This is a genomic window from Butyricimonas sp. BSD2780061689_150309_C8, from assembly GCF_015560935.1.
GTDB classification, from domain to species: domain Bacteria; phylum Bacteroidota; class Bacteroidia; order Bacteroidales; family Marinifilaceae; genus Butyricimonas; species Butyricimonas paravirosa.
On sequence record NZ_JADMSV010000041.1, the window covers coordinates 1 to 20,598 of the forward strand.

Consider the following 20,598-nt stretch of genomic DNA (forward strand, 5'->3'; position numbering starts at 1 on the left):
TCTTTTAGCACCCCCAGTAACATCGGGTAAAAATGGTTGTTACGACTACGCGGGACCCGAAGTTCGAAGACCTTACCTCCATGACATACTCGACGACCACGAAAACCGTTACTCACGTCACCACGTGTCTCGTTATGAAGATCACGTTCCGATAACATTAAACTCTCTAAACCTTGTTTGACCAAGCCTTGTAAACCTAGTTCACCGTTTGTGATTTCGGAAATTATTTCCGAGATTTGTTCATGTGTAAATTCCATAATTATTCATTTTTGAAAATTGCATTACAAAAATAATCAATTCGGAATTTACACACTTTTTGAAACACTATCAGTCTGAAGGACTTCGAGTCATCCCTCCCTCTCCGCGAAAAACAATCAAATAATGAGAGAGTTAGCACACAATGGCTGACTCTCTCCCCATCTTTTCCTAAGGTAATAACCTCCCCCAGTCTCCACCGAAGCTGCCCGGTCCGTTTGGCCGTCCTCCTCCGCCACTTGTGGAACCAACAGAGGTTACCATGGAATTTGTGGTAAAGGTTGTTACCGAACTACCGCCCGTGTAGGTTGCGTTCGTGTGTAACCCGTGGAATTCAGTGCCACCTGCCACGCTACCGCCTGTGCTTACGGTGTAAGTCGTGTTCGCAGCGAGGGAGGGACTACTGAATAGGAAGGTTAATTGTGTGTATGATCTCGGTAATTGGTAGGTTAATATACTCGTTCCATCTGGAGATTGGATGTTTATAATTTGTCCTTCGGTTCCGGAGGTCCCGTAAACGAGAGAGTGTTGGGTGCAGGTCTTTGTGGTCGGGGTACTAGTACTCCCGCCTGTTCCGATGATGATTCCCCCGGTGATTGTAAAAGTGTTCTGGTCGCAATCGAATCCTTCTTCCGGCATGGTTGTGCCGGAGGCAATCACGGTACCTCCCGTAATGGTGAGGGTTCCATTGGAGTCAATGCCATCATTGTTGGAGCTGTAACAGTAGATCATTCCGCCATTGATCACGATAGCATTCGCCGCGTTGATACAATCGTCGTAGGCGATAACTTCTATCGTTCCGCTTTCAATTGTGAGAGTGGCCTTGCTTTCTATACCTTCGCTATTCTCGCCCCCGGTTGTTTTAACAGTGACGTTACTACCTCTAATCGTGAGATTTCCATCGCTTTTAATACCTTTGGCCGAGGCGTCCAGACGACCGTATATATAAGGTTTACCCGTGGTTGTCACATTTACCGTGCAATTCTCAATCGTGAGAGTTCCGTCACAGTTAATGCCTTTACCCGCGGAGCCGCTACTGGTGATCGTTAGGGTGGTTTCGGGATTGGTTATTTTAAAACTGCCGTCACATTTTATGCCTGCCGCCGAGGATATGTCATTGCTCTCGTAGAAGGCGTTGCCCGTGGTGGTAATGTCTAATGTACCCCCGGTAATCACGACGTGTCCCCCGGATTTGATTCCCTTGGAGGCCTCGCCCGAGACGGCAAGACGGAGGTCCCCGCCGTTAATGGTGGTGTTACTTTCGCTTTTTATTGCCATACCTTTTTGCCCGCTCGTCGTGATCGTTAGGTTACCCCCGTTAATCTTAATGAAAGGGGAGATCGTGTAGTCATTGTCCTCGCAGGACGCGACAATCCCGTCGTCCGTGCTGTTTATTGTGATCTCTCCCCCGTTGATTTCGATACAGCCTTTCTCACATTCAATCCCGTCACCGGAGGCGTTGATGTGGAGTGTACCTCCATCTATCAGCACGTAATCATTAGCATGGATGCCGTCTTTCACGGCTTGCTGTATGGAGAGAGTAACGCCTGCCCGGATGCGCACGTAGTCATCGCTACAAATGCCATGTTTGTAGTTGGCGGTGATGTTCAGCGAACCGGTACCGCTAAAGACCAATTGTCCTTCGCTGAAGAAACAGGCTTTCATGTCCTCGCTACCGGAAGAGGTGTAGGAAGTTCCGTCCGTGAGGGTGTTTGTCGTGTTGTCGGGCAGTACGACGTAAGCTCGTTTACCCGATTGTATGTTGATGGCGGGACCGTCAGGGTTAGTCAGATTTACGGTGTTTAGTGTCAGTTTGAATTTTTTATCGCTGTATAGTTTGAACATCCCGTCGGGAGAGGTTCCCGACAAGATGTATTCTACTTGATCAATAGAAGAGGTGATTGTCACGTCGGCTCCGTTACATGCTACACTTACTCCCGTGGGGAGGGAGGAAACCGTGGCATTATTCCCGGAGTACTTGATCGTGACGGTAGAGGTAAACGTGGCGTTTTCCACGAAGTCTTCCGGATCAGATTCCAGTACGTCGTTGATGGTAATCTCTTCCGGATCATCAACGAGATCCGGGAGGTCTGTATCCGATTTGCTACATGCCCAAGCGATGTCAATAGCAATGAATAGGGCAAGGTACACGTATTTTTTCATGGTAGTTTATTTTTTGATTAACGAATTTGTATCAAGAAATCGGTTAAAGTTATCCTTGTACTGGTCGCCCACGGGGATATAGGTGTCCGGGGCGAAAATGATCCGGTTGCGAGCAACTTCCTTCACTTTGTCGAGATGTACGATATAGGAGCGATGCACTCGCATGAAACGGTTGGTGGGTAGCCGTTCCTCGATTGCTTTCAGGCTGAGAAGTGTCATGACGGGTGGTTGGTTTTCCCGAAAAATCCGGGCGTATTCGCTTTGTCCCTCGATGTAGAGAATGTCCCGGAAATCTATCCGGATCATCTTGTAATCGGCTTTCACGAAGAGACCATCGGGGTTTTCGCCTTCCTCGCTGCGGTTGAGAGGGCGTGAGAATAACTCGTGTTGCAACCTCGCTTTGTCGGCGGCGTGGAGAAAGTCCTGATAATTGAATGGTTTTAACAGATAATCGGTTGCATCGACTTTGAACCCCTCAAGCGCGAATTCCGAGTAGGCCGTGGTAAAAATGATCATCGGTTTTCGGACCAGAGATTTCACGAAATCCATACCGCTGAGATCGGGCATATTGATGTCGATAAACATCAGGTCTATTTCCTTTTCCGAGAGAACCCGCATGGCTTCCAGTGCGCTGGAACATGAACTTTCCAGTTCAAGAAATGGGGTTCTCTTGATATAGTCACCCAGTTTTCGCAGGGCGAGGGGTTCATCGTCGATAGCAATACAACTGATCATGATTCTATTGGAATAATAAGGTTTACACTAAACGAGTTTTCTTCGGCACGGGTTTCCAAGATGTATTTGTCACCATAGAGTAGTTGGAGCCGTTTGGTCACGTTTTCCAGCCCGATACCGGAAGGGTTATGGGTATCACTGAAGTTACTGTTCACGATGTAGAATGAGAGTTCTTTTTCCCGTGTTTCCAGCATGATATGAACGAATGAGGGATGCTGGTAGCTGATCCCGTGTTTGAATGCGTTCTCTATGAACGAGATAAAAAGAAGTGGCGGGATCTGCACGTCCGGCAGGTTGTCCGCTATATTTACGCTGATGTCGATGGAGTCCGTGTAGCGAATCCGCATCAAGGCGATGTAGTTGTTCAGTAACGTGATTTCTTTTTGGAGAGAAATTATCGGTTGACTTGAATCATAGAGGATGTATCTCATGATTTTAGAGAGTTCGATCACCGATTCTTTGGCTTTTTCCGTGTCAACGTCAATCAGGGCGTGAATGTTGTTCAGCGTGTTCATGAAGAAATGCGGGTTGATCTGGTGTTTCAGATATTCCAGTTCGGTTTGCAGGTTTTGTTTTTCCAGTTCTTTCAAGTGGCGATCGTCCCGGATGGATTTGAACAGAAGTTTGATTGCTACGTTGAATCCGACCATGAGAATAGCCAGCAGGAGTTGGTTGAAAAACGGATTGCGAGGGAATGGGGCCTTGAATTTGAACGGGGCCTTTTTCGCTTGTTGAGGTTGCATTTGTTCCTTCTTTTCCGGTAGGGGCATTTGTTCACCGGACGGGGGGGTGAAACGTTCACCGCCGGGGCCTCTTTCTCCGGAGCGTGGAGCGTTTTCAAACGGACGTTCGGTAAATGGCCGGGGATGGGGGATTGTTTGACGGGTTTCAAACGGGTTATATATGAAAATCACAAGGATAACTCCCAGCGTGACAATGAGGTATTGCCACGGTTTCTTATCCAGCAGGAAAAAGGGTAATAGGAGGTAGTTGTGAACGCAGAAGAGCATGAAGAAAGGGAGAATAATCATCCATTCCCGTGAAATGTCATCCCAGTTAAGGCCTGTTTCCCGGTCGAAGTGCAATACGGGAACGGCGAATACGATGATCCATGCCAGTGCGTAAACTAAGTTTTCCAGTATTCTTTGTCGTTGTTCGGTGTTTTTCATGGTGTTAAAACTTATGCGTGTAACCTAATCCTAGCATCTGTTTCCCGTTTGATTCGTCGTCATCCGTGAAGTTCACGTAACGGTAATACAGTTGAAGGGCGTTCTTTTTATTGAGTTTATAGCAGCTGCCGATGATGTATTTCAGACGATCCATGCTGTTGCCTTGCGGGTTATTCAGCGTGTTGTACCATTCTATGGAGGCGAACGGTTCGAAGGCTGACCGGCGTATGTCGTATTCTACTTTCAGACGGCTACGGAGGTAAAGTTTTGGATTTGCCCGTTTTGCCGTTTCTTTCACGTGTACCCGGTAGGTACTCTGAAACCGTTCCCGCAGGGAGAACGTGAAACGACGTAATTTGTAGGAACCCGTGAGATAGAAATAGTAGCGGTGGCGCATTTCCCAATCTTTGGAGGGATGATTGTAGTTAATTAGATTGTATGCGCCGCCCGCTTTCAGGTGGTTGCAGACCCGATAAGAAATTTCTAGCGTGGTTGAAAAACGATCTATTTCTTGGAAGTTGTCACGGAGGCGGAAATCTTCTTCCAGCGTGATCGTGAACTTTGGGAATATCTTTTTGGAGAGTTCAATGCTAAATGAATTCTCTAGGTTGTCTTGTGCCGTCAGGGGCAGGACTGAAAGTAATAATATTATGATCGTGATGTAGCGCATGGTGTTATTCTCCTTCTTTTGGGAATTTGGTTAAATGATCCACGGTGTTTGTTTCCCGGCTGTCCGATTCGTAGTAAACTTTGATGAACGCGGCGTCCCGAAGGAAGTCGATATGTCCGATCTCGATCTTTTGTATGTGTAGCCCCGTGCGGGCGGAGAGGTCCGCGATGAGTTCTTCCCGTTTGTCGGGCGTGATAAGTTGAATCCGGTCGTAAAGGATCAGTTTGCTACTCGTGTGTTTCAACCATCTCTCGCTTTCCAACAGGCTGGTCACGAGCAGGAAGATGGCGTTTGTCACGAGCATCTCGGTGAGGCCCACTTGGATGGACAGGGCGTTGATAACGGACAAAGCCGTGATCGTGAACAAGTAGGTCATTTCCCGGATAGGCACGGATTCTGTACGGTAGCGGATGATCCCGAAAATGGCGAAAATACCGAGAGCGAAACCGATTTTCAGTTTCACGCTGCCGAGCAGGAAGATAAGGAAGAACACGCTGATACTGATTAGGGTGAACGTGAAGTAGTAGTCCCGGCGTTTGCTTTTCGGGTAGTAGAAGAAATGAATGATGATTCCGACCACGATAAAGTTAAAGACGAACCGGAACAAGAGTTGCCAGAGGTCTGCCATGTCTATCAAGGGAGTTTCGGATAGCAGGTCTTCCGTGAGGTCAAGAAAAGAGTTCATAATTCAAGGTTTTATTAATTTGTATGAGGATAGGTTTGAATCGGTTTTGTTTTAATGCCGGATCAGTCAGCACGGAGCCGATACAGAATTTACTGAACCCGCCCGGGTGAATATGGTGATCGGCAAGTAGCTGGCGGGCAAGTGACGGGCAGTTGCCGTCCTGTTTCAGCTCGATAATCACGAGATCGGGAAGGGATTGCTCCCTACCCGTGTGAAGATTACGGAACCGGATGTTCGTGTCTATCGTCAGGCGTTCCGTTTTATCCCGGTTGACGAGAGTCACTCGTTCGAAATAGTTTTCTAGGCAGGGCCGTAGTTCGTCAGTCTCGAAAAGGGTATGACGGCTCAGAAAGTCGTTGTCCGCGGGGCAAATAACTTGTCGTGTTTCCGGTAACAGGACCCTCTTTTTGTCTGTACGGCCTTTATTACTCTTGTCTTTGATCTCTAAAAAGGTTTGCCGGGTGTCGGCATATTCCCGTATTCTGATTTTCTCCCGACTCTTTTTCCCGTTATGGTGGGCGAGGTACATCGCGTTGTGGGGTGTATCATAATAAATGGTATGGTAGGAGGCGATGCGCCTGCCCATGACTTCCTGCACGAGGTAGTCTTTTCCAAAACACGGAAGAAGGTGTAACCAATTTGTTGAATTTGTAATAAATTTTGTATCTATCCGGTTCATCAAGCGTACCTTTTCCATTTCATCCAGCGTGATGGGGGTGAAACGGGAAAGTTGGGGTTCTATTGGTAAGTTGATGAACATGATGTTTTTTCTTGCTTGTTGAGTAAAAGTAAGATAGATCGTGATAATTTTGAAAAATAATCAATAAAGAGCCGTTTTTTATCTACGAATAGGCGAATGTTATCTATTGGTTTTTAGGCGAAAGTCGTTTTTGAAAACCCGTGTTCTTTTTAATGTGATAAAATGATTGTATCTTCGTACCCATATTGGCGTTTTATGAATAAAGTACTGATTATAGACGATGAAGATCAATTAAGGGGATTATTATCCCGGATCATAGGGCTGGAGGGGTACGAGGTCTTCCAGGCGGATTCCTGCAAGAACGGGTTAAAGCAATTGGCTTTGCACGATCCGGACGTGGTGTTGTGTGACGTGCGTTTGCCGGACGGGAACGGGGTGGAGTTGATTGCGGAGATCAAGCGGACAAAGCCGCTGGTGGAGGTGATCATGCTGACGGCTCACGGGAATATTCCCGACGGGGTGCAGGCGATCAAAAACGGGGCATTTGATTATCTCACGAAAGGGGATGATAATAACCGGATTATCCCGTTGATCAGTCGGGCTATGGATCAAGTGGCAAAGGCCAAGCAGGAGAGTCAGGCGGAGATTCCGGTGGATCGGGAATACTCGTTTGACACGATTCTGGGGAGTTCAATGGCAATCCGGGAGGCCATTGCGCTGGCAAAGAAGGTTTCCGTGACGGATGTCCCCGTGCTATTGACGGGGGAAACCGGAACGGGGAAAGAGGTGTTTGCGCAGGCGATTCACCGGAATAGCGAACGGGCCAAGAAGTCTTTCGTGGCGGTGAATTGTGCGGCTTTCAGCAAGGAATTGCTGGAGAGCGAGATGTTTGGACATAAAGCGGGTTCTTTCACGGGCGCTTTGAAGGACAAAAAGGGATTGTTCGAAGAGGCGAATCACGGCACGATATTCTTGGATGAGATCGGGGAAATGGCGTTTGATTTGCAGGCGAAGTTGCTGCGTATTCTGGAGGCTGGTGAATTTATTAAAATAGGAGATACGAAACCCACGAAGGTGGACGTGCGGGTGATCGCTGCCACGAACCGGGATTTGACAAAAGAGATCGGGGACGGGCATTTCCGGGAGGATTTATATTATCGGCTTTCCGTGTTCTGTATTCCGTTACCGCCATTGCGGGAACGGGTGGAGGATATAGAAGTGTACGCGCGGGCTTTCGTGCAATATTTCGGGGCGAAGATGAAGAAGAAGGGGTTGGAGATTCATCCGGATTACATGGAATGTTTGAAACGTTACGGCTGGCATGGAAATGTCCGGGAATTGCGTAACGTGGTGGAACGGAGTATCGTGATCGCGGGAGAGGGGCAGTTGACGGTGGATGATCTGCCGCTTGAATTGCGACGTCCGGTCCCGGCTGCGGGAGAAACGGGAGGATTTTCCGATTTTGACATGGCGAATATCGAGAAGAATCATATCCGGAGGGTTCTTCAACACACGGGGGGCAACAAGACGGAGGCTGCCCGGTTGATGCGTATCGGGTTAACTACTTTGTACCGTAAAATCGAGGAATACGGGTTGGGAGACAAATAACAAGTATCGTTCGTTTGTTTTCCGTTTTGCTATACCGAAATGAAAGGATGACCTTTTCATTTTGGTAGGGTTTCTTGTCTTTTATTCTTTCCTATAAGGATGTTTATATTCTTGTTTCATAGATGGTTATAGTAATTGTTCCTTCATGTGGCATACCATTGGTATCACAAGGGCAAAGATTATTGAATTAATATATGAAATTATGGAACAGGTATTATCATTTATTTTCTTGTGTCTGACAGGCGTCGTCTGTTACTGGTTTTTCTTTAAGTGCATTGATTGGTTTGAGAAGATTTAAAGGAGGAAAAGATGTTTACGGTATTATTTATTTTTAGTGTGGTGATGTTCGGGTACATGATGTATGTACTGGTTCGGCCCGAGAAATTTTAGATAAAATAAGAAATGAATACAGAGATTCTAGGTAGTGTATTGCAGATCGTCCTGTTGGTGGTACTGGCTTACCCGTTGGGACGTTACATCGCAAAAGTGTACAAAGGGGAGCGTGTATGGACGGATTTTATGGCTCCCGTGGAGAGATGGATGTTTAAATTAGGCGGTATAAACCCGGAAGAGTCAATGAACTGGAAGAAATTCTTGGTGGCATTGTTGACGATCAACCTGTTTTGGTTCTTCTGGGGAATGTTCCTTTTGGTCTTCCAGGGGCATCTGCCGTTGAACCCGGATGGGAATGTGGGACAAACACCCGATCAGGCGTTCAATACCTGTATCAGTTTCATGGTAAACTGTAATTTGCAGCATTATAGCGGTGAATCGGGATTGACTTATTTCACCCAGTTGTTCGTGATCATGTTGTTTCAGTTTATCACTGCCGCCACGGGTATGGCCGCGTTGGCCGGGATATTCCGGGCGATGGCTGCCAAAACGACACGGGATTTCGGTAACTTCTGGGCGTTGCTCGTGAAGAGTTGTACCCGAATCTTGTTACCGTTAGCTTTGGTTGTTGGTTTTATCTTGATCATCGAAGGTGTTCCGATGGGCTTTGACGGGAAAATGGAAGTGACCACGTTGGAGGGACAGACCCAGATGATTTCACAGGGACCGACGGCTGCCATCGTGCCAATCAAGCAGTTAGGGACGAATGGCGGTGGTTATTTCGGGGTGAATTCTTCCCATCCTTTGGAAAATCCGACTTTCCTGACGAACATGACGGAGTGTTGGTCGATATTAATTATCCCGATGGCGATGGTGTTCGCGCTGGGATTCTACTTGAAACGCAAAAAGTTAGCATACACGATCTTCGGAGTGATGTTATTTGCCTTCCTTGTGGGTGTTTTTGCCGCTCATTATTTTGAAATGCGAGGCAGTGAGCAGATCAACGAGCTGGGAATAGCCCAAGAGCTGGGAAGCATGGAAGGTAAAGAAATCCGTATCGGTTCCGCGGGTACGGCCCTGTGGAGCCAGGTGACTACGGTAACATCCAATGGTTCCGTGAACGGTATGCACGATAGCCTGACTCCCATCACGGGAATGTTCACGATGTTGAACATGATGATAAACTGTTGGTTTGGCGGTGTCGGAGTGGGATTCATGAATTACTACGTGTTTATCATCATAGCCGTGTTTATCAGTGGATTGATGGTCGGGCGTACCCCGGAGTTCCTAGGGAAGAAGGTGGAAGCGAGAGAGATGAAGATCGCCATGATCGTGGCATTGGCTCACCCGTTCTTTATCTTGTTGTTCACGGCGATAGCTAGTTTTTTGGCGGCTCACAATCCCGAACTGGCGGGAGCTTGGCTGAATAACCCTTCCTTCCACGGTTTAAGCGAGATGCTATACGAGTACACCTCTTCGGCTGCCAATAACGGTTCCGGTTTCGAGGGATTGAGCGATAACACCTATTTTTGGAACTACACGTGCGGTATCGTGCTGATCATGGGACGTTACCTCCCGATTGTCGGTCAGGTGGCCATTGCCGGGTTGCTGGCAAGTAAGAAGTTTATCCCGGAGAGCGCAGGTACGCTAAAGACGGACACGACGACTTTTGCCGTCATGACTTTCCTCGTAATCTTTATCGTGGCAGCCTTGTCGTTCTTCCCGGCATTGACGTTAGGGCCTATCGCTGATTATTTATCATTTTAGAATTTGAATTATAAATCGTGTATGAATATGAAATCCAATAAATCAACTTCACTTTTCCCGCGGGAATTGGTGCTGGAGAGCTTGAAGCAGTCGTTCGTGAAGTTAAACCCGCGGCTGATGGTAAAGAATCCCGTGATGTTCACGGTGGAGATTTGTACGGTGTTGATGATTGTTGCCACGTTGTATTTTCTTTTTGCCGGGATCACGGATCAGGGATCATTCGGTTATAACGTGGCGGTTTCCATCATATTATTTATCACCTTGTTGTTTGCCAATTTCGCCGAGGCTATCGCCGAAGCGAGAGGGAAGGCACAGGCTGATAGTTTACGAAAAACGAGAGAGGAGACTCCGGCGAAGATGATCGTGAACGGTAAAGTACAGGTGATCAGTAGCTCTCAATTGAAGAAAGGAGATGTCTTCGAGTGTGAGGCCGGGGACGTGATTCCTTCCGACGGGGAAATTATCGAGGGATTAGCCTCTATTGACGAGAGTGCCATCACGGGTGAGAGCGCCCCGGTGATCCGCGAGGCGGGAGGGGACAAGAGTTCCGTGACCGGGGGAACCAAGGTCCTTTCCGATAAGATCCGTGTACAGGTGACGACCCAGCCGGGTGAGAGCTTTTTGGATAAGATGATCGCTCTGGTGGAAGGTGCATCTCGCCAGAAGACCCCGAACGAGATCGCGCTGACCATCCTGTTGGCCGGGTTCACGCTGGTGTTCGTGATTGTCTGCGCGACGCTGAAACCTTTTGGTGATTACGTGGGAACCAATATCACGGTGGCAGCTTTTATATCTCTGTTCGTGTGCTTGATCCCGACGACAATCGGGGGATTGCTTTCGGCGATCGGTATCGCCGGGATGGACCGGGCGTTACGTGCCAACGTGATTACAAAATCGGGTAAGGCGGTCGAAACGGCGGGTGACGTAGATACGTTGTTGTTGGATAAAACAGGTACGATCACGATCGGTAACCGGAAGGCCACTCGTTTTTATCCTTCTGCCGGGGTGGATGAACAGCATTTCGTGAGAGCTTGTATGTTGTCTTCGCTTTCCGACGAGACACCGGAAGGAAAGTCTATCGTGGAACTAGGGCGGGAGAGTCATCTCCGGATGAGGGATATTGACACGGCCGTGACTCGGATGATCAAGTTTACTGCCGAAACCCGTTGTTCCGGGGTGGACTTGGCAGACGGTACCCGGATTCGGAAAGGGGCTTTCGATTCCATTCGTGCGATCGCGGAGAGAGCCGGGAACGAATTTCCGCTGGAAACGGAACAAAGGATCCGCACGATTTCCGGTAACGGGGGAACCCCGCTGGTGGTTTGCGAGAACGAGAAGATTCTGGGTGTTATCGAGTTACAGGATATTATAAAGCCGGGTATCCGGGAACGTTTCGAGCGGTTGCGTAAAATGGGTGTGAAAACGGTGATGGTGACAGGGGATAACCCGTTGACTGCAAAGTATATTGCTCAGAAAGCCGGTGTGGATGATTTTATTGCCGAGGCAAAACCGGAAGACAAGATGGAGTACATCCGGAAGGAACAGCAAGAGGGAAAATTGGTGGCCATGATGGGAGACGGAACGAATGATGCCCCGGCCTTGGCACAGGCCGACGTGGGGGTTGCTATGAACAGTGGAACACAGGCAGCGAAAGAGGCGGGAAATATGGTCGATTTGGACAATGACCCGACGAAGTTAATCGAAATAGTAGAAATCGGGAAGCAGCTATTGATGACACGGGGTACGTTGACCACGTTCAGTATAGCGAACGATGTCGCCAAGTATTTCGCTATCGTTCCTGCCTTGTTCATGGCAACAATTCCTTCGCTGGGCGTGTTGAATATCATGGGATTACACAGCCCTGAAAGCGCGATTCTTTCTGCGGTAATCTTTAACGCTGTTATCATCCCGTTACTGATTCCGTTGGCGTTGAAGGGGGTGGCTTACAAACCGATCGGAGCCTCAGCCTTGTTACGTCGGAATATGCTGATCTACGGGTTGGGAGGTATTATTGCCCCGTTTATCGGGATTAAGTTGATCGATCTACTGATCGGTTGGTTATTATAAAATGGAAACTTGTAAATGAAGATAATCATGAAATCGAATTTATTGAAATCATTCAGATTGACCCTTGTATTTTGTGTCTTTTTTAGTGTTTTCTACATACTTGTCCTTTGGTTGTTTGCCAAGGTGGCAGGACCGAACGGTGGAAACGCCGAGGTGGCAGTGCTTGACGGGAAAGTGGTCGGGGGTGCTAACGTGGGACAGAATTTCACGAAGGATATTTATTTCTGGGGACGGCCTTCCTGTGCCGGTGACGGGTACGATGCAACCAGTTCGGCCGGAAGTAATAAGGCAACGACGAACCCGGAGTATCTGGAAGAGGTGGAGAGTCGTATCGATACTTTTCTCGTGAAACATCCCTACCTGAAACGGGAGGAAGTGCCTGCCGATATTGTGACGGCCAGCGGCAGCGGTTTGGACCCGGATATTTCCGTGGCTTCGGCCTACGTGCAGGTGAAACGGGTTGCCGAAGCTCGGGGAATGTCGGAAGAGGCGGTGAAAGCGATTGTTGAAAAGGTGAAACAAGGCCCCTTGTTGGGGATGTTCGGCCCGTCGAAAGTGAATGTTCTAAAACTAAATATGGCCTTGGACGAGAAAGCCGATTAGTTTGATTTAGTTAGGTGTTTATTTTGCATCGGGGGATGCGTCCATCCCCCGATTTCTTAAAAATGGAGGAAACGGTCGGGTGACCGCAAGGGATGTTATTACCCTTTAATTAAATAAGTTTTAATATGCAATTAGTAAAGAAAACAATGATGATGGCAGGGGCTTTGCTCCTTGCTTTAAATGTGTGTGGACAAGAGAATGTTCCCGCGGAGAAGAAGGTTGAAAAGAAGGTAACGAGTGAGAATCATGATGCCGGCAAGGTGAATTTTAAAGTGAGTGCCGACGTGGTGAGTTCTTACGTATGGCGTGGAGCTTACAATGCAGGAGCCAGTATCCAACCAACTCTGGGAATGAGTGCGGGTAACTTCTCGCTTACGGTTTGGGGATCGAAAGAGATCAGCGATTTACACAAGGAAATTGATATTACGGCTGCCTACAGTTTCGGACGTGTATCCGTGTCTGTTGCCGACTACTGGTGGGAAGGTGACAAGTTCTGGGAAAAAGAGGATAATTCTTCTGCCAAGTATTTTAATTTGGACAATCATGACACGAAACATCGTCTGGAGGCCGGAATTTCGTGGACAATTTCCGAGAGGTTTCCCTTGTCCGTGGCTTGGAACACGATGTTTTGGGGAGCTGATAAGGATGCCCGGGACGGGAAACAGAATTATTCTTCTTACGTGGAATTGAATTACCCGTTCACGCTTCGGCAGATCAACCTGACTGCAACACTGGGTTTTACTCCTTACGAGAGCCGGAATATGTATGGAACCGGAGGTTTTGATGTGTGTAATATCGCGTTATCCGCCGCGAAAGAGATTCGGATTTCAAAGAGGTTTTCCTTGCCTGTTTTTAGCCGAGTGATATTGAACCCTGCCGCGCAGGATGCACATGTTGTTTTCGGGTTCACTTTACAATAATCCTGTGCGTTTAAGGGGAAAAATCCTGTTTTTAATCGTTCAAATTAACTTACTTTGTTTCTTGTAACTTTGTGATTTGTAGTGTGTTATAAGTGATGTTACCGTATATTAGCCCTATTTCTACAACTTGGGGTACTCTTTTACGGTTCTTGATAGGTCATTGTAACATTCTGGTTACCTTAAGTTTATATGCGAAAAAGCAAGTAAAAATCAGTGATAAGTTATTTGACCGTTACCGACATTTATCGGTAACTTTACGGTAACTTTACGGTGACTTACCGGTAACTTACCGAACAAGGAGTTAAGGATTCTAAAATCTACAGTTACTAAATCTAAGACCAGTGGGAAAAATTGGGGGGATGTTTTATTGCCATCCCCCACCTAATACTTTGTAAAGATTAACGACGGAAAGCAGTTCGTCCCGCACGGCATTGTTCAGGCCGATCTGGGCATCGAAGTAACCTCTTTGGGCATCAAGCACGTCTAGGTAACTGATCACCCCGTTAATATATTGCAAGTTGGCTAGTTCCATGTACGAGCGGGCGGCCTCTTCCAACCGGGCTCTTGATTCCCGCATATCCCGTATTTTCGAGAACGTAGTCAAGGCATTATCAACTTCCTTGAACGCGGATAGAACGGTCTGTTGATAGCTGTACGTCTCGGCCTCTAGTGCGGCACGGGCGGCTTTAAGACGAGCCCGGTTGCTCCCGGCATTGAACACGGGGGCAAGTAGTTTACCTCCCAAGTAAAAGTAAGGTGCTTTCAGGAAGTCACTGAGTTCGCTATCTTCCCGTCCGTATCTGGCCGTCAGCGTGATTTGCGGGAAAAGGCTGGTATAGGCAACCCCTACTTTCGCATTTGCCGCTTTTAGTTTATATTCCGCTTGCCGGATGTCGGGACGGCGTTCAAGCAGGGAAGAGGGTAATCCTACCGGAAGATCGGTCAACAGCGTTTGCCGATCGATGTTTTCCCCGCGGGGGATGTCCCCGGGATAATGGCCCGTGAGCAAGGATATTTCGTTTTCTTTCAACCGGATCTGTCGTTCAAGGTCAGGAACAAGTGTCGTGGTCTTCGCTAGTTCCACTTGTGCCTGACGATAGGCTGTTTCGGAAGTCAACCCGCCTTCGAAACGTAATTTTGCCAGACGAACACTCTCTACACGAGCCTCGTAGGTCTGTTTGACAATACTTAATTCCATGTCAAGAGCCCGTAGCTCGAAATAGGCTTGTGCCACTTGTGAAACTAACGTCATGTGTAGGGCTCTTTGTCCTTCCACGGTTTGGAGATAGGCAGCCAAACTGGCCTGTGAACTCCAGCGGAGTTTTCCCCAAAGGTCAAGTTCCCAAGAGAGGGTGGCCTCCACGTTGAACGTGTTACCGGGAGAACGGTCATATTCTCTTTCAGCGAGCGCGTCTGCACCGACTTTGGGGAAGAGGTTCGCTTTCTCCATGCGGTGGGCGTAACGACTTTCTTTCACCCGGGCCGCGGCAGCCAGCAGATCCTTGTTGTAAGTGAGTGCCGTGTTGACGAGACGTTGTAACACGGTGTCCGTGTAGATCGTCGGCCATTGGATGTCAGCCACGGTCGTCGTGTCTGAACTGTTCGTGTCGGCAATTGTTGTCGGTAAATCCAGTTCCGGACGAGTATATTTTTTACCAATCTTGCAGGAAGTCGCTAGACCTCCGACAAGCACGGCAACGAGTATGATGTGATAGTGTTTCATGACTGTGATATTTTGGGGTTTATAAAGTTTGTAAAGTTCATAAGGTTTATAAAGTTTATAAGGTTTATGGACCCCTGCGGGGCGCTTTGTTGACGGCAGCTCGGGCTGCCGTTAAACGCTGTCCGAAGGACACCCGTCACTTTATAAACCTTATGAACTTTATAAACCTTATAAACTATTTCTTTCTCCACATTTTTACCTTATAAATTTGCACGAAGAAGAAGGGTACAAGGACGATCCCAACGGTGATGGCAACGATCATACCGAAGAAGATTCCGGTACCGATGGAATGACGGCTGGCCGATCCGGGACCCGTGGCAAGGACCATGGGCAACATACCGAGTACGAAGGCCAGAGAGGTCATCAAGATTGGGCGGAACCGGGCTCGGGCAGCGGTGATGGCCGCGTGTACGGCATCAACACCTTTATCCACTTCTACCTTGGCGAATTCCACGATCAAAATGGCGTTCTTGGCTGCCAGTCCGATCAGCGTTACCAAACCGATCTGGAAGTACACGTCGTTCTCCAAACCGAATACCCATACGCCGAGATAAGCCCCGAGAGCGGCAATCGGCAAGGATAATAACACGGCTATCGGTACGAACCAGCTCTCGTACAAGGCGGCAAGGAAGAGGAACACGAAGATGAAGACGAGCGACATCACCATCCCGGTTTGTCCTTCCGCTTTCTTCTCTTGGAAGGAAAGACCGCTCCATTCCGTACCGATGTTGTCGGGCAGGTGTTCACGTGCTAGTTTCTCGATGGCTTTCATGGCTTCTCCCGAACTGTGACCCGGTGCGGTCTCGCCGTTGATGATGGCTGTCGTGAACATGTTGAATCGCTTGATCGATCCGGGACCCGTGGTATTTTCCGCTTTACCGAGGGCCGTCAGGGGAACCATGTTTCCTTTGGATGTCTTCACGAAGAACATATTGAGGTTCTCTTTTTGCATCCGGTAGGGGGCTTCCGCTTGCATATATACCTTGTAAACCCGGTTGAACATGTTGAAGTCATTGACATACACCGAACCCGTGTACGCTTTCATCGTGGAGAATATATCGGCTAGGGGTATTCCTAGGAATTGGGCCCGGTCACGGTCCACGTCAAAGTACAACTGGGGAATCTCGGCCTGCAACGAGGAAGATACCCCGGAAAGGGCCTTGTCATTTGCAGCGTATTTCACCAGCGTGTCGACAGCATCTACCAGATTCTCGAAGGTGGCCCCGTTACGAGCTTCCACTTGTAGTTCGAATCCTCCCGACGTTCCCAATCCGGGGATAACGGGCGGGGTGGAGAGGAATACAAGGGCCTCCGGGTATTGTTTGAACTCGGTGCGGACATCATTCATCACTTCTGTCAGGGACATTCCGCCTTTCTTGCGCTCTTCCCACGGCTTGAGGATAACGGTCAGTTCCGAGCGGGATTGGTTTGTCCCGACACGGGGACTACTTCCCGCCACGCTCTGCACGTATGCCACGGCAGGGTGTTCCTTCAGGTAATCGACGGCACGTTCCGTCACCTTGCGGGTACGTTCCAGCGTGGCACCCTCGGGCAACGCCAGTTCTACTTTGAAATATCCTTGGTCTTCCTCCGGCAGGAAACTACTGGGGATTACCCGGTTTAACACGATGATGAAGACGATAGCCATTCCGAACCCGGCGATGATTCGTCGGGGGTTGGCAAGAGCCCGTTGCAGAAAATGAACGTATTTGTTATTCCCGCGGGCGAGCCACTCGTTGATTTTACGGAACACGAAGTTCTTCTTCCCGTTAGACGGGCGTAACAGGATGGCACACATGGCGGGGCTTAGCGTTAGGGCCACAACCAGCGAGATCAACACGGACACCACGATCGTGATGGCAAACTGACGGTAAAGCATACCGGTGATTCCCGGTAGGAAACTCACTGGTACAAACACGGCTCCCAGCACGAGCGAGGTGGCAACCAGCGCTCCCGTCAGCTCTTTCATGGCTTTACGGGTGGCCTTGTAGGGCGACAATCCCTCTTCTTCCATGATACGTTCAACACCCTCGACGACTACGATGGCATCATCGACGACAATACCGATGGCAAGTACCAGTCCCAACAGGGTCAGCATATTCAGCGAGAACCCGAAGGCTAGCATGAACCCGAAAGTTCCGATCAGGGACACGGGAACGGCAACGAGGGGAATCAGGGAGGCCCGCCAGCTTTGGAGGGAGAGGAACACGACGAAGATCACGAGGAAAAGCGCCTCGAACAGAGTTTTATATACCTCGTGGATGGATTCCGAGATGTAAGTCGTGATATCGAAAGGGATGTTATAACTTACTCCTTCCGGAAAATCTTTACTGATTTCTTCCATGGCTTTCACCACGTTCTTGGCCACTTCCATGGCATTCGCACCGGGGAGCATGTAGATGCCGAGTACGGCAGCATTCTCGCCGTTCAATCCACTCTCCGTGTTGTACGAGCTGGCCTCCAGCGATACTCTCGCCACGTCGCGCAAACGGATGATGGAACCGTCGGGATTTGCCCGGACGACAATCTCTTCAAATTCGTTTACGGAGGAAAGACGTCCCGGAGCCGTGATGGGGATGGTGATGTCCGTCCCGCTCATCGGTTGCTGGCCGAGTACTCCGGCCGCGGATTCCCGGTTCTGATCTTTCAGTACATTTTGTAAGTCTTTGATCGTTAATCCGAAATTGGCCATACGGTCGGGGAGAATCCAGATTTGCATGGCGTAGTAACGGCTACCGATGTTGGAAACACGTCCCACGCCGGGAACACGTTTCAGCACGTCAAGCACGTTGATGGTGGCGAAGTTACTGAGGTATATCTCGTCAAAACGAGGGTCGGATGAGGTCAGCGTGAGAGTCATCAACTGACTGGAAGATTGTTTCTCCACCTTGATCCCGTTCTGCACGACTTCTGCCGGGAGACGGGATTCTGCCAGTTTCACGCGGTTCTGAATATCGACGGCGGCCAGTTCGGCATCCGTGGATATGTCGAAAGTCACGGTAATTGATAGACCTCCCGAGTTGGAGCTACTCGATTCCATGTATAACATTCCCGGTGTTCCGTTCAGTTCCTGTTCGATGGGAGTGGCTACCGCCTGTGAAACGGTAACGGCACTGGCTCCCGGGTAGGACGCGGATATTTTCACGACGGGAGGGGTGATTTGCGGGTACTGGTCCACGGGAAGTAGGAACAACCCGATGAATCCTACCAGCACGATGACGATAGATAGCACAGCCGAGAATATCGGTCTGTCAATAAAGAAACCGGGTTTCATAATGCAACCTCCTCCTCTTTAATCATTTCGGGGCTCACGGGTTTCACGAGCGCACCCGGGGTTAGTTTGTGGTAGCCTTCAACGACAACCAGCTCGTCGGGTCCAAGCCCGCGTTCTACCACGGTATGATTATTCACTTCGGGGCCGGTTTCGATGAAACGTTTCTCGGCTGTACTGTCGCGGCGGACAACGTATATGTAGGCGCCGCCTTTTTCAATGGCAACCGCCTTGCTGGGAACGACGATGGCGTTTTCACGCACGTCGAGTAACAACTTTACTTTCGTGAATTGTCCCGGCAATAGTTTCCTGTCGGGATTGGGGAGTTCGGCACGCACGCCGAATGTACCCGTTTGGGGATTTACCTGCGGGTCGGCGAAGTCCACGATTCCGGTTAGGGGATAAACCGAGTTATCCGCCAGCGTGATGGTCACGCTGGGTTGCCATGACCGGTTGGCGTCTTTTTCCCCGAGGGTTACATTCCGTTGCTGGCTACGCAGGTAGTCGAGGGCGGTAAGACTGAAATCCACGAGTACCTCGTCACTCTCCACGATGGTGGCCAGTTGGGATTTCCCTCCGGGACCGACCAGTGTACCGATGTCAGCGTACCGTTCACTAATATATCCATCAATCGGGGAACGCACGGTTGTGTAGCTTAATTCGAGTTCAGCTTGTGCTAGGTCGGCTTTACTCATGGCGACGTTCGCTTTGGCACTCTCGTAGGCAGCCACGGCGTTGTCAAGGTCAAGCTGGCTGGCAGCTTTTTGCTCGTAAAGGGGGCGCAGACGTTCCACGTCACGCTCGGCTTTTGCCTCTTGGGCTTGATCTTTTGCCAGTTGAGCCTTTGCTTTATCGACACGTGCTTGGTAAAGATCACTGTTTATTTTGAAAAGGGGCTGGTTCCGTTTCACGCGCTTCCCTTCCTCGAAAAGCATCTGTTCCAAGTAACCTTCCACGCGGGCTCTCACCTCGACGAATCCTTTCGCCCGGATCTGCCCGACGTATTCCCCGTATATTTCCACGTTATCTACTCCTACTTTTTCTACAGCCACTACTTGCCGTTCCGGTTCGGTCTTGTCTTTACAACCGGACAAGAGGATGAATGACACGAGTGTAATTGCTATTCCTAATTCTTTCATATTAATTGATTTTGTATACATTTTCGTCGTAATTCTTCTTATGCTATGAAAATAACATGCTACATTTTTACGTGATATTGTAAAAATAAGTTATCTTGTTGAGATACAATATTATTTATGAATTCTGTTCGTTTGTCCATTTCAAAAACGGCGTGTTTCCGTGTAGAATAATACCACAAGTTGTGGAGGGGGCAAGTTGATTTCATGCTCGCTACGGTTTTCATTACTTGGATAGGATTATAATGCTTTTACAATGAGGTGTCCCACGTAAACGGCCGTTAGTCCCAGTACAATGCTGAGGACCGTGTAGGACATAAAATATAGATAGTTTTGTTCTCTCAATAACACGAAGTTCTCGTTCATAAAAGTGGAGAACGTGGTGAATCCCCCGCATAAACCCACGGTTAAGAACAGACGTAGGTCTGTGTTAAGTAGATTGCCTCGCTCGAACAACCCGTAGAAAATCCCGATCAACAGGCAGCCTGTGATGTTCACGATCATCGTGCCAAAAGGGAACGCGGCAAGGAAATGATTTTGTACGAAACGAGTGAGGAGAAATCGAAATATCCCCCCGCAGAAGCTTCCGAGACCGATGATAAATAGTGTTTTAAACATATACTACGCCTACTTAATGGTTTAACATTTTACATGTAGGCATCATCAGCTTTTTCAAGCGGTTCGAGGTAGATACCATTACCATAAGTTGGGCGCAAAGGTATGATTTTTTATTGCCTTTGGCAAGTTGCAGGTTAGAAGTTTACAAGTTACAAGTTCTTTTTCCCGACAATCT

At 48.8% G+C, this 20,598-nt stretch carries 15 protein-coding genes, 1 pseudogene and 1 riboswitch; of the genes and pseudogenes, 5 read left to right on the top strand and 11 right to left on the bottom strand.

Annotated features, from left to right (window positions below):
• The 7 genes and pseudogenes from I2I33_RS19445 to I2I33_RS19475 form a co-directional block, all read right to left on the bottom strand.
• Positions 1-257 (bottom strand): annotated as a pseudogene (locus I2I33_RS19445) (IS256 family transposase); the annotation flags it as partial.
• A gap of 169 nt (positions 258-426) precedes the next feature.
• Positions 427-2,418: a carbohydrate-binding domain-containing protein gene (locus tag I2I33_RS19450; RefSeq protein WP_087422072.1), complete on the bottom strand. Its 1,992-nt coding sequence runs from the start codon at positions 2,416-2,418 to the stop codon at positions 427-429.
• A gap of 6 nt (positions 2,419-2,424) precedes the next feature.
• Positions 2,425-3,153: a LytR/AlgR family response regulator transcription factor gene (locus I2I33_RS19455; RefSeq protein WP_087422073.1), complete on the bottom strand. Its 729-nt coding sequence runs from the start codon at positions 3,151-3,153 to the stop codon at positions 2,425-2,427.
• Positions 3,150-4,322 (bottom strand): sensor histidine kinase, encoded by a 1,173-nt coding sequence (locus I2I33_RS19460; RefSeq protein ID WP_087422074.1) that lies wholly within the window; start codon positions 4,320-4,322, stop codon positions 3,150-3,152. The genes I2I33_RS19455 and I2I33_RS19460 overlap by 4 nt, the downstream gene beginning before the upstream one ends.
• A 4-nt stretch (positions 4,323-4,326) precedes the next feature.
• Complete coding sequence (locus tag I2I33_RS19465) at positions 4,327-4,992, bottom strand: DUF2490 domain-containing protein (RefSeq protein ID WP_087422075.1); 666 nt, start codon at positions 4,990-4,992, stop codon at positions 4,327-4,329.
• A 4-nt stretch (positions 4,993-4,996) separates the two neighbouring features.
• Positions 4,997-5,677, bottom strand: coding sequence for a DUF4956 domain-containing protein (locus tag I2I33_RS19470; protein ID WP_087422076.1), 681 nt, complete (start codon positions 5,675-5,677; stop codon positions 4,997-4,999).
• Positions 5,661-6,437, bottom strand: coding sequence for a polyphosphate polymerase domain-containing protein (locus I2I33_RS19475; protein ID WP_087422077.1), 777 nt, complete (start codon positions 6,435-6,437; stop codon positions 5,661-5,663). The genes I2I33_RS19470 and I2I33_RS19475 overlap by 17 nt, the downstream gene beginning before the upstream one ends.
• Positions 6,438-6,632: 195 nt before the next feature.
• On the opposite strand from I2I33_RS19475, the gene I2I33_RS19480 reads away from it, so the two are divergent.
• From I2I33_RS19480 to I2I33_RS19505, 5 genes are all read left to right on the top strand, one after another.
• Positions 6,633-7,985: a sigma-54-dependent transcriptional regulator gene (locus I2I33_RS19480; RefSeq protein ID WP_087422078.1), complete on the top strand. Its 1,353-nt coding sequence runs from the start codon at positions 6,633-6,635 to the stop codon at positions 7,983-7,985.
• A gap of 402 nt (positions 7,986-8,387) precedes the next feature.
• Positions 8,388-10,085 (top strand): potassium-transporting ATPase subunit KdpA, encoded by a 1,698-nt coding sequence (kdpA, locus tag I2I33_RS19490; protein ID WP_087422079.1) that lies wholly within the window; start codon positions 8,388-8,390, stop codon positions 10,083-10,085.
• A 27-nt stretch (positions 10,086-10,112) separates the two neighbouring features.
• Complete coding sequence (kdpB, locus tag I2I33_RS19495; RefSeq protein WP_087422240.1) at positions 10,113-12,152, top strand: potassium-transporting ATPase subunit KdpB; 2,040 nt, start codon at positions 10,113-10,115, stop codon at positions 12,150-12,152.
• Positions 12,153-12,179: 27 nt separating this feature from the next.
• On the top strand, positions 12,180-12,755 hold the full coding sequence (locus tag I2I33_RS19500) for a K(+)-transporting ATPase subunit C (protein WP_087422241.1): 576 nt from the start codon (positions 12,180-12,182) through the stop codon (positions 12,753-12,755).
• A 125-nt stretch (positions 12,756-12,880) separates the two neighbouring features.
• A complete protein-coding gene (locus I2I33_RS19505) occupies positions 12,881-13,675 on the top strand; it encodes a hypothetical protein (protein ID WP_229128391.1) in 795 nt (264 codons plus the stop codon).
• A 364-nt stretch (positions 13,676-14,039) separates the two neighbouring features.
• Here I2I33_RS19505 and I2I33_RS19510 read toward each other — a convergent pair whose 3' ends face one another.
• From I2I33_RS19510 to crcB, 4 genes are all read right to left on the bottom strand, one after another.
• On the bottom strand, positions 14,040-15,398 hold the full coding sequence (locus I2I33_RS19510; RefSeq protein ID WP_087422080.1) for an efflux transporter outer membrane subunit: 1,359 nt from the start codon (positions 15,396-15,398) through the stop codon (positions 14,040-14,042).
• Between the two features lie 175 nt (positions 15,399-15,573).
• Positions 15,574-18,672, bottom strand: a complete 3,099-nt coding sequence (locus tag I2I33_RS19515) for an efflux RND transporter permease subunit (protein WP_087422082.1) — start codon at positions 18,670-18,672, stop codon at positions 15,574-15,576.
• Complete coding sequence (locus I2I33_RS19520; RefSeq protein ID WP_034502406.1) at positions 18,669-19,808, bottom strand: efflux RND transporter periplasmic adaptor subunit; 1,140 nt, start codon at positions 19,806-19,808, stop codon at positions 18,669-18,671. Before I2I33_RS19520 ends, I2I33_RS19515 begins: the two co-directional genes overlap by 4 nt.
• 237 nt (positions 19,809-20,045) lie before the next feature.
• Positions 20,046-20,423 (bottom strand): fluoride efflux transporter CrcB, encoded by a 378-nt coding sequence (gene crcB / locus I2I33_RS19525; protein WP_087422084.1) that lies wholly within the window; start codon positions 20,421-20,423, stop codon positions 20,046-20,048.
• A gap of 29 nt (positions 20,424-20,452) precedes the next feature.
• Positions 20,453-20,515: riboswitch (Fluoride riboswitch) on the bottom strand.
• Positions 20,516-20,598 lie beyond the last annotated feature (83 nt).

What these genes read in the sequence shown, in the direction of transcription:
- I2I33_RS19455 (WP_087422073.1), bottom strand. Translation starts at nt 3,153, where the DNA reads ATGATCAGTTGTATTGCTATCGACGATGAACCCCTCGCCCTGCGAAAA.
- I2I33_RS19450 (WP_087422072.1), bottom strand. Translation starts at nt 2,418, where the DNA reads ATGAAAAAATACGTGTACCTTGCCCTATTCATTGCTATTGACATCGCT.
- I2I33_RS19515 (WP_087422082.1), bottom strand. Translation starts at nt 18,672, where the DNA reads ATGAAACCCGGTTTCTTTATTGACAGACCGATATTCTCGGCTGTGCTA.
- kdpA (WP_087422079.1), top strand. Translation starts at nt 8,388, where the DNA reads ATGAATACAGAGATTCTAGGTAGTGTATTGCAGATCGTCCTGTTGGTG.
- I2I33_RS19510 (WP_087422080.1), bottom strand. Translation starts at nt 15,398, where the DNA reads ATGAAACACTATCACATCATACTCGTTGCCGTGCTTGTCGGAGGTCTA.
- I2I33_RS19480 (WP_087422078.1), top strand. Translation starts at nt 6,633, where the DNA reads ATGAATAAAGTACTGATTATAGACGATGAAGATCAATTAAGGGGATTA.
- crcB (WP_087422084.1), bottom strand. Translation starts at nt 20,423, where the DNA reads ATGTTTAAAACACTATTTATCATCGGTCTCGGAAGCTTCTGCGGGGGG.
- I2I33_RS19500 (WP_087422241.1), top strand. Translation starts at nt 12,180, where the DNA reads ATGAAATCGAATTTATTGAAATCATTCAGATTGACCCTTGTATTTTGT.
- I2I33_RS19470 (WP_087422076.1), bottom strand. Translation starts at nt 5,677, where the DNA reads ATGAACTCTTTTCTTGACCTCACGGAAGACCTGCTATCCGAAACTCCC.
- I2I33_RS19520 (WP_034502406.1), bottom strand. Translation starts at nt 19,808, where the DNA reads ATGAAAGAATTAGGAATAGCAATTACACTCGTGTCATTCATCCTCTTG.
- I2I33_RS19460 (WP_087422074.1), bottom strand. Translation starts at nt 4,322, where the DNA reads ATGAAAAACACCGAACAACGACAAAGAATACTGGAAAACTTAGTTTAC.
- kdpB (WP_087422240.1), top strand. Translation starts at nt 10,113, where the DNA reads ATGAAATCCAATAAATCAACTTCACTTTTCCCGCGGGAATTGGTGCTG.
- I2I33_RS19475 (WP_087422077.1), bottom strand. Translation starts at nt 6,437, where the DNA reads ATGTTCATCAACTTACCAATAGAACCCCAACTTTCCCGTTTCACCCCC.
- I2I33_RS19505 (WP_229128391.1), top strand. Translation starts at nt 12,881, where the DNA reads ATGCAATTAGTAAAGAAAACAATGATGATGGCAGGGGCTTTGCTCCTT.
- I2I33_RS19465 (WP_087422075.1), bottom strand. Translation starts at nt 4,992, where the DNA reads ATGCGCTACATCACGATCATAATATTATTACTTTCAGTCCTGCCCCTG.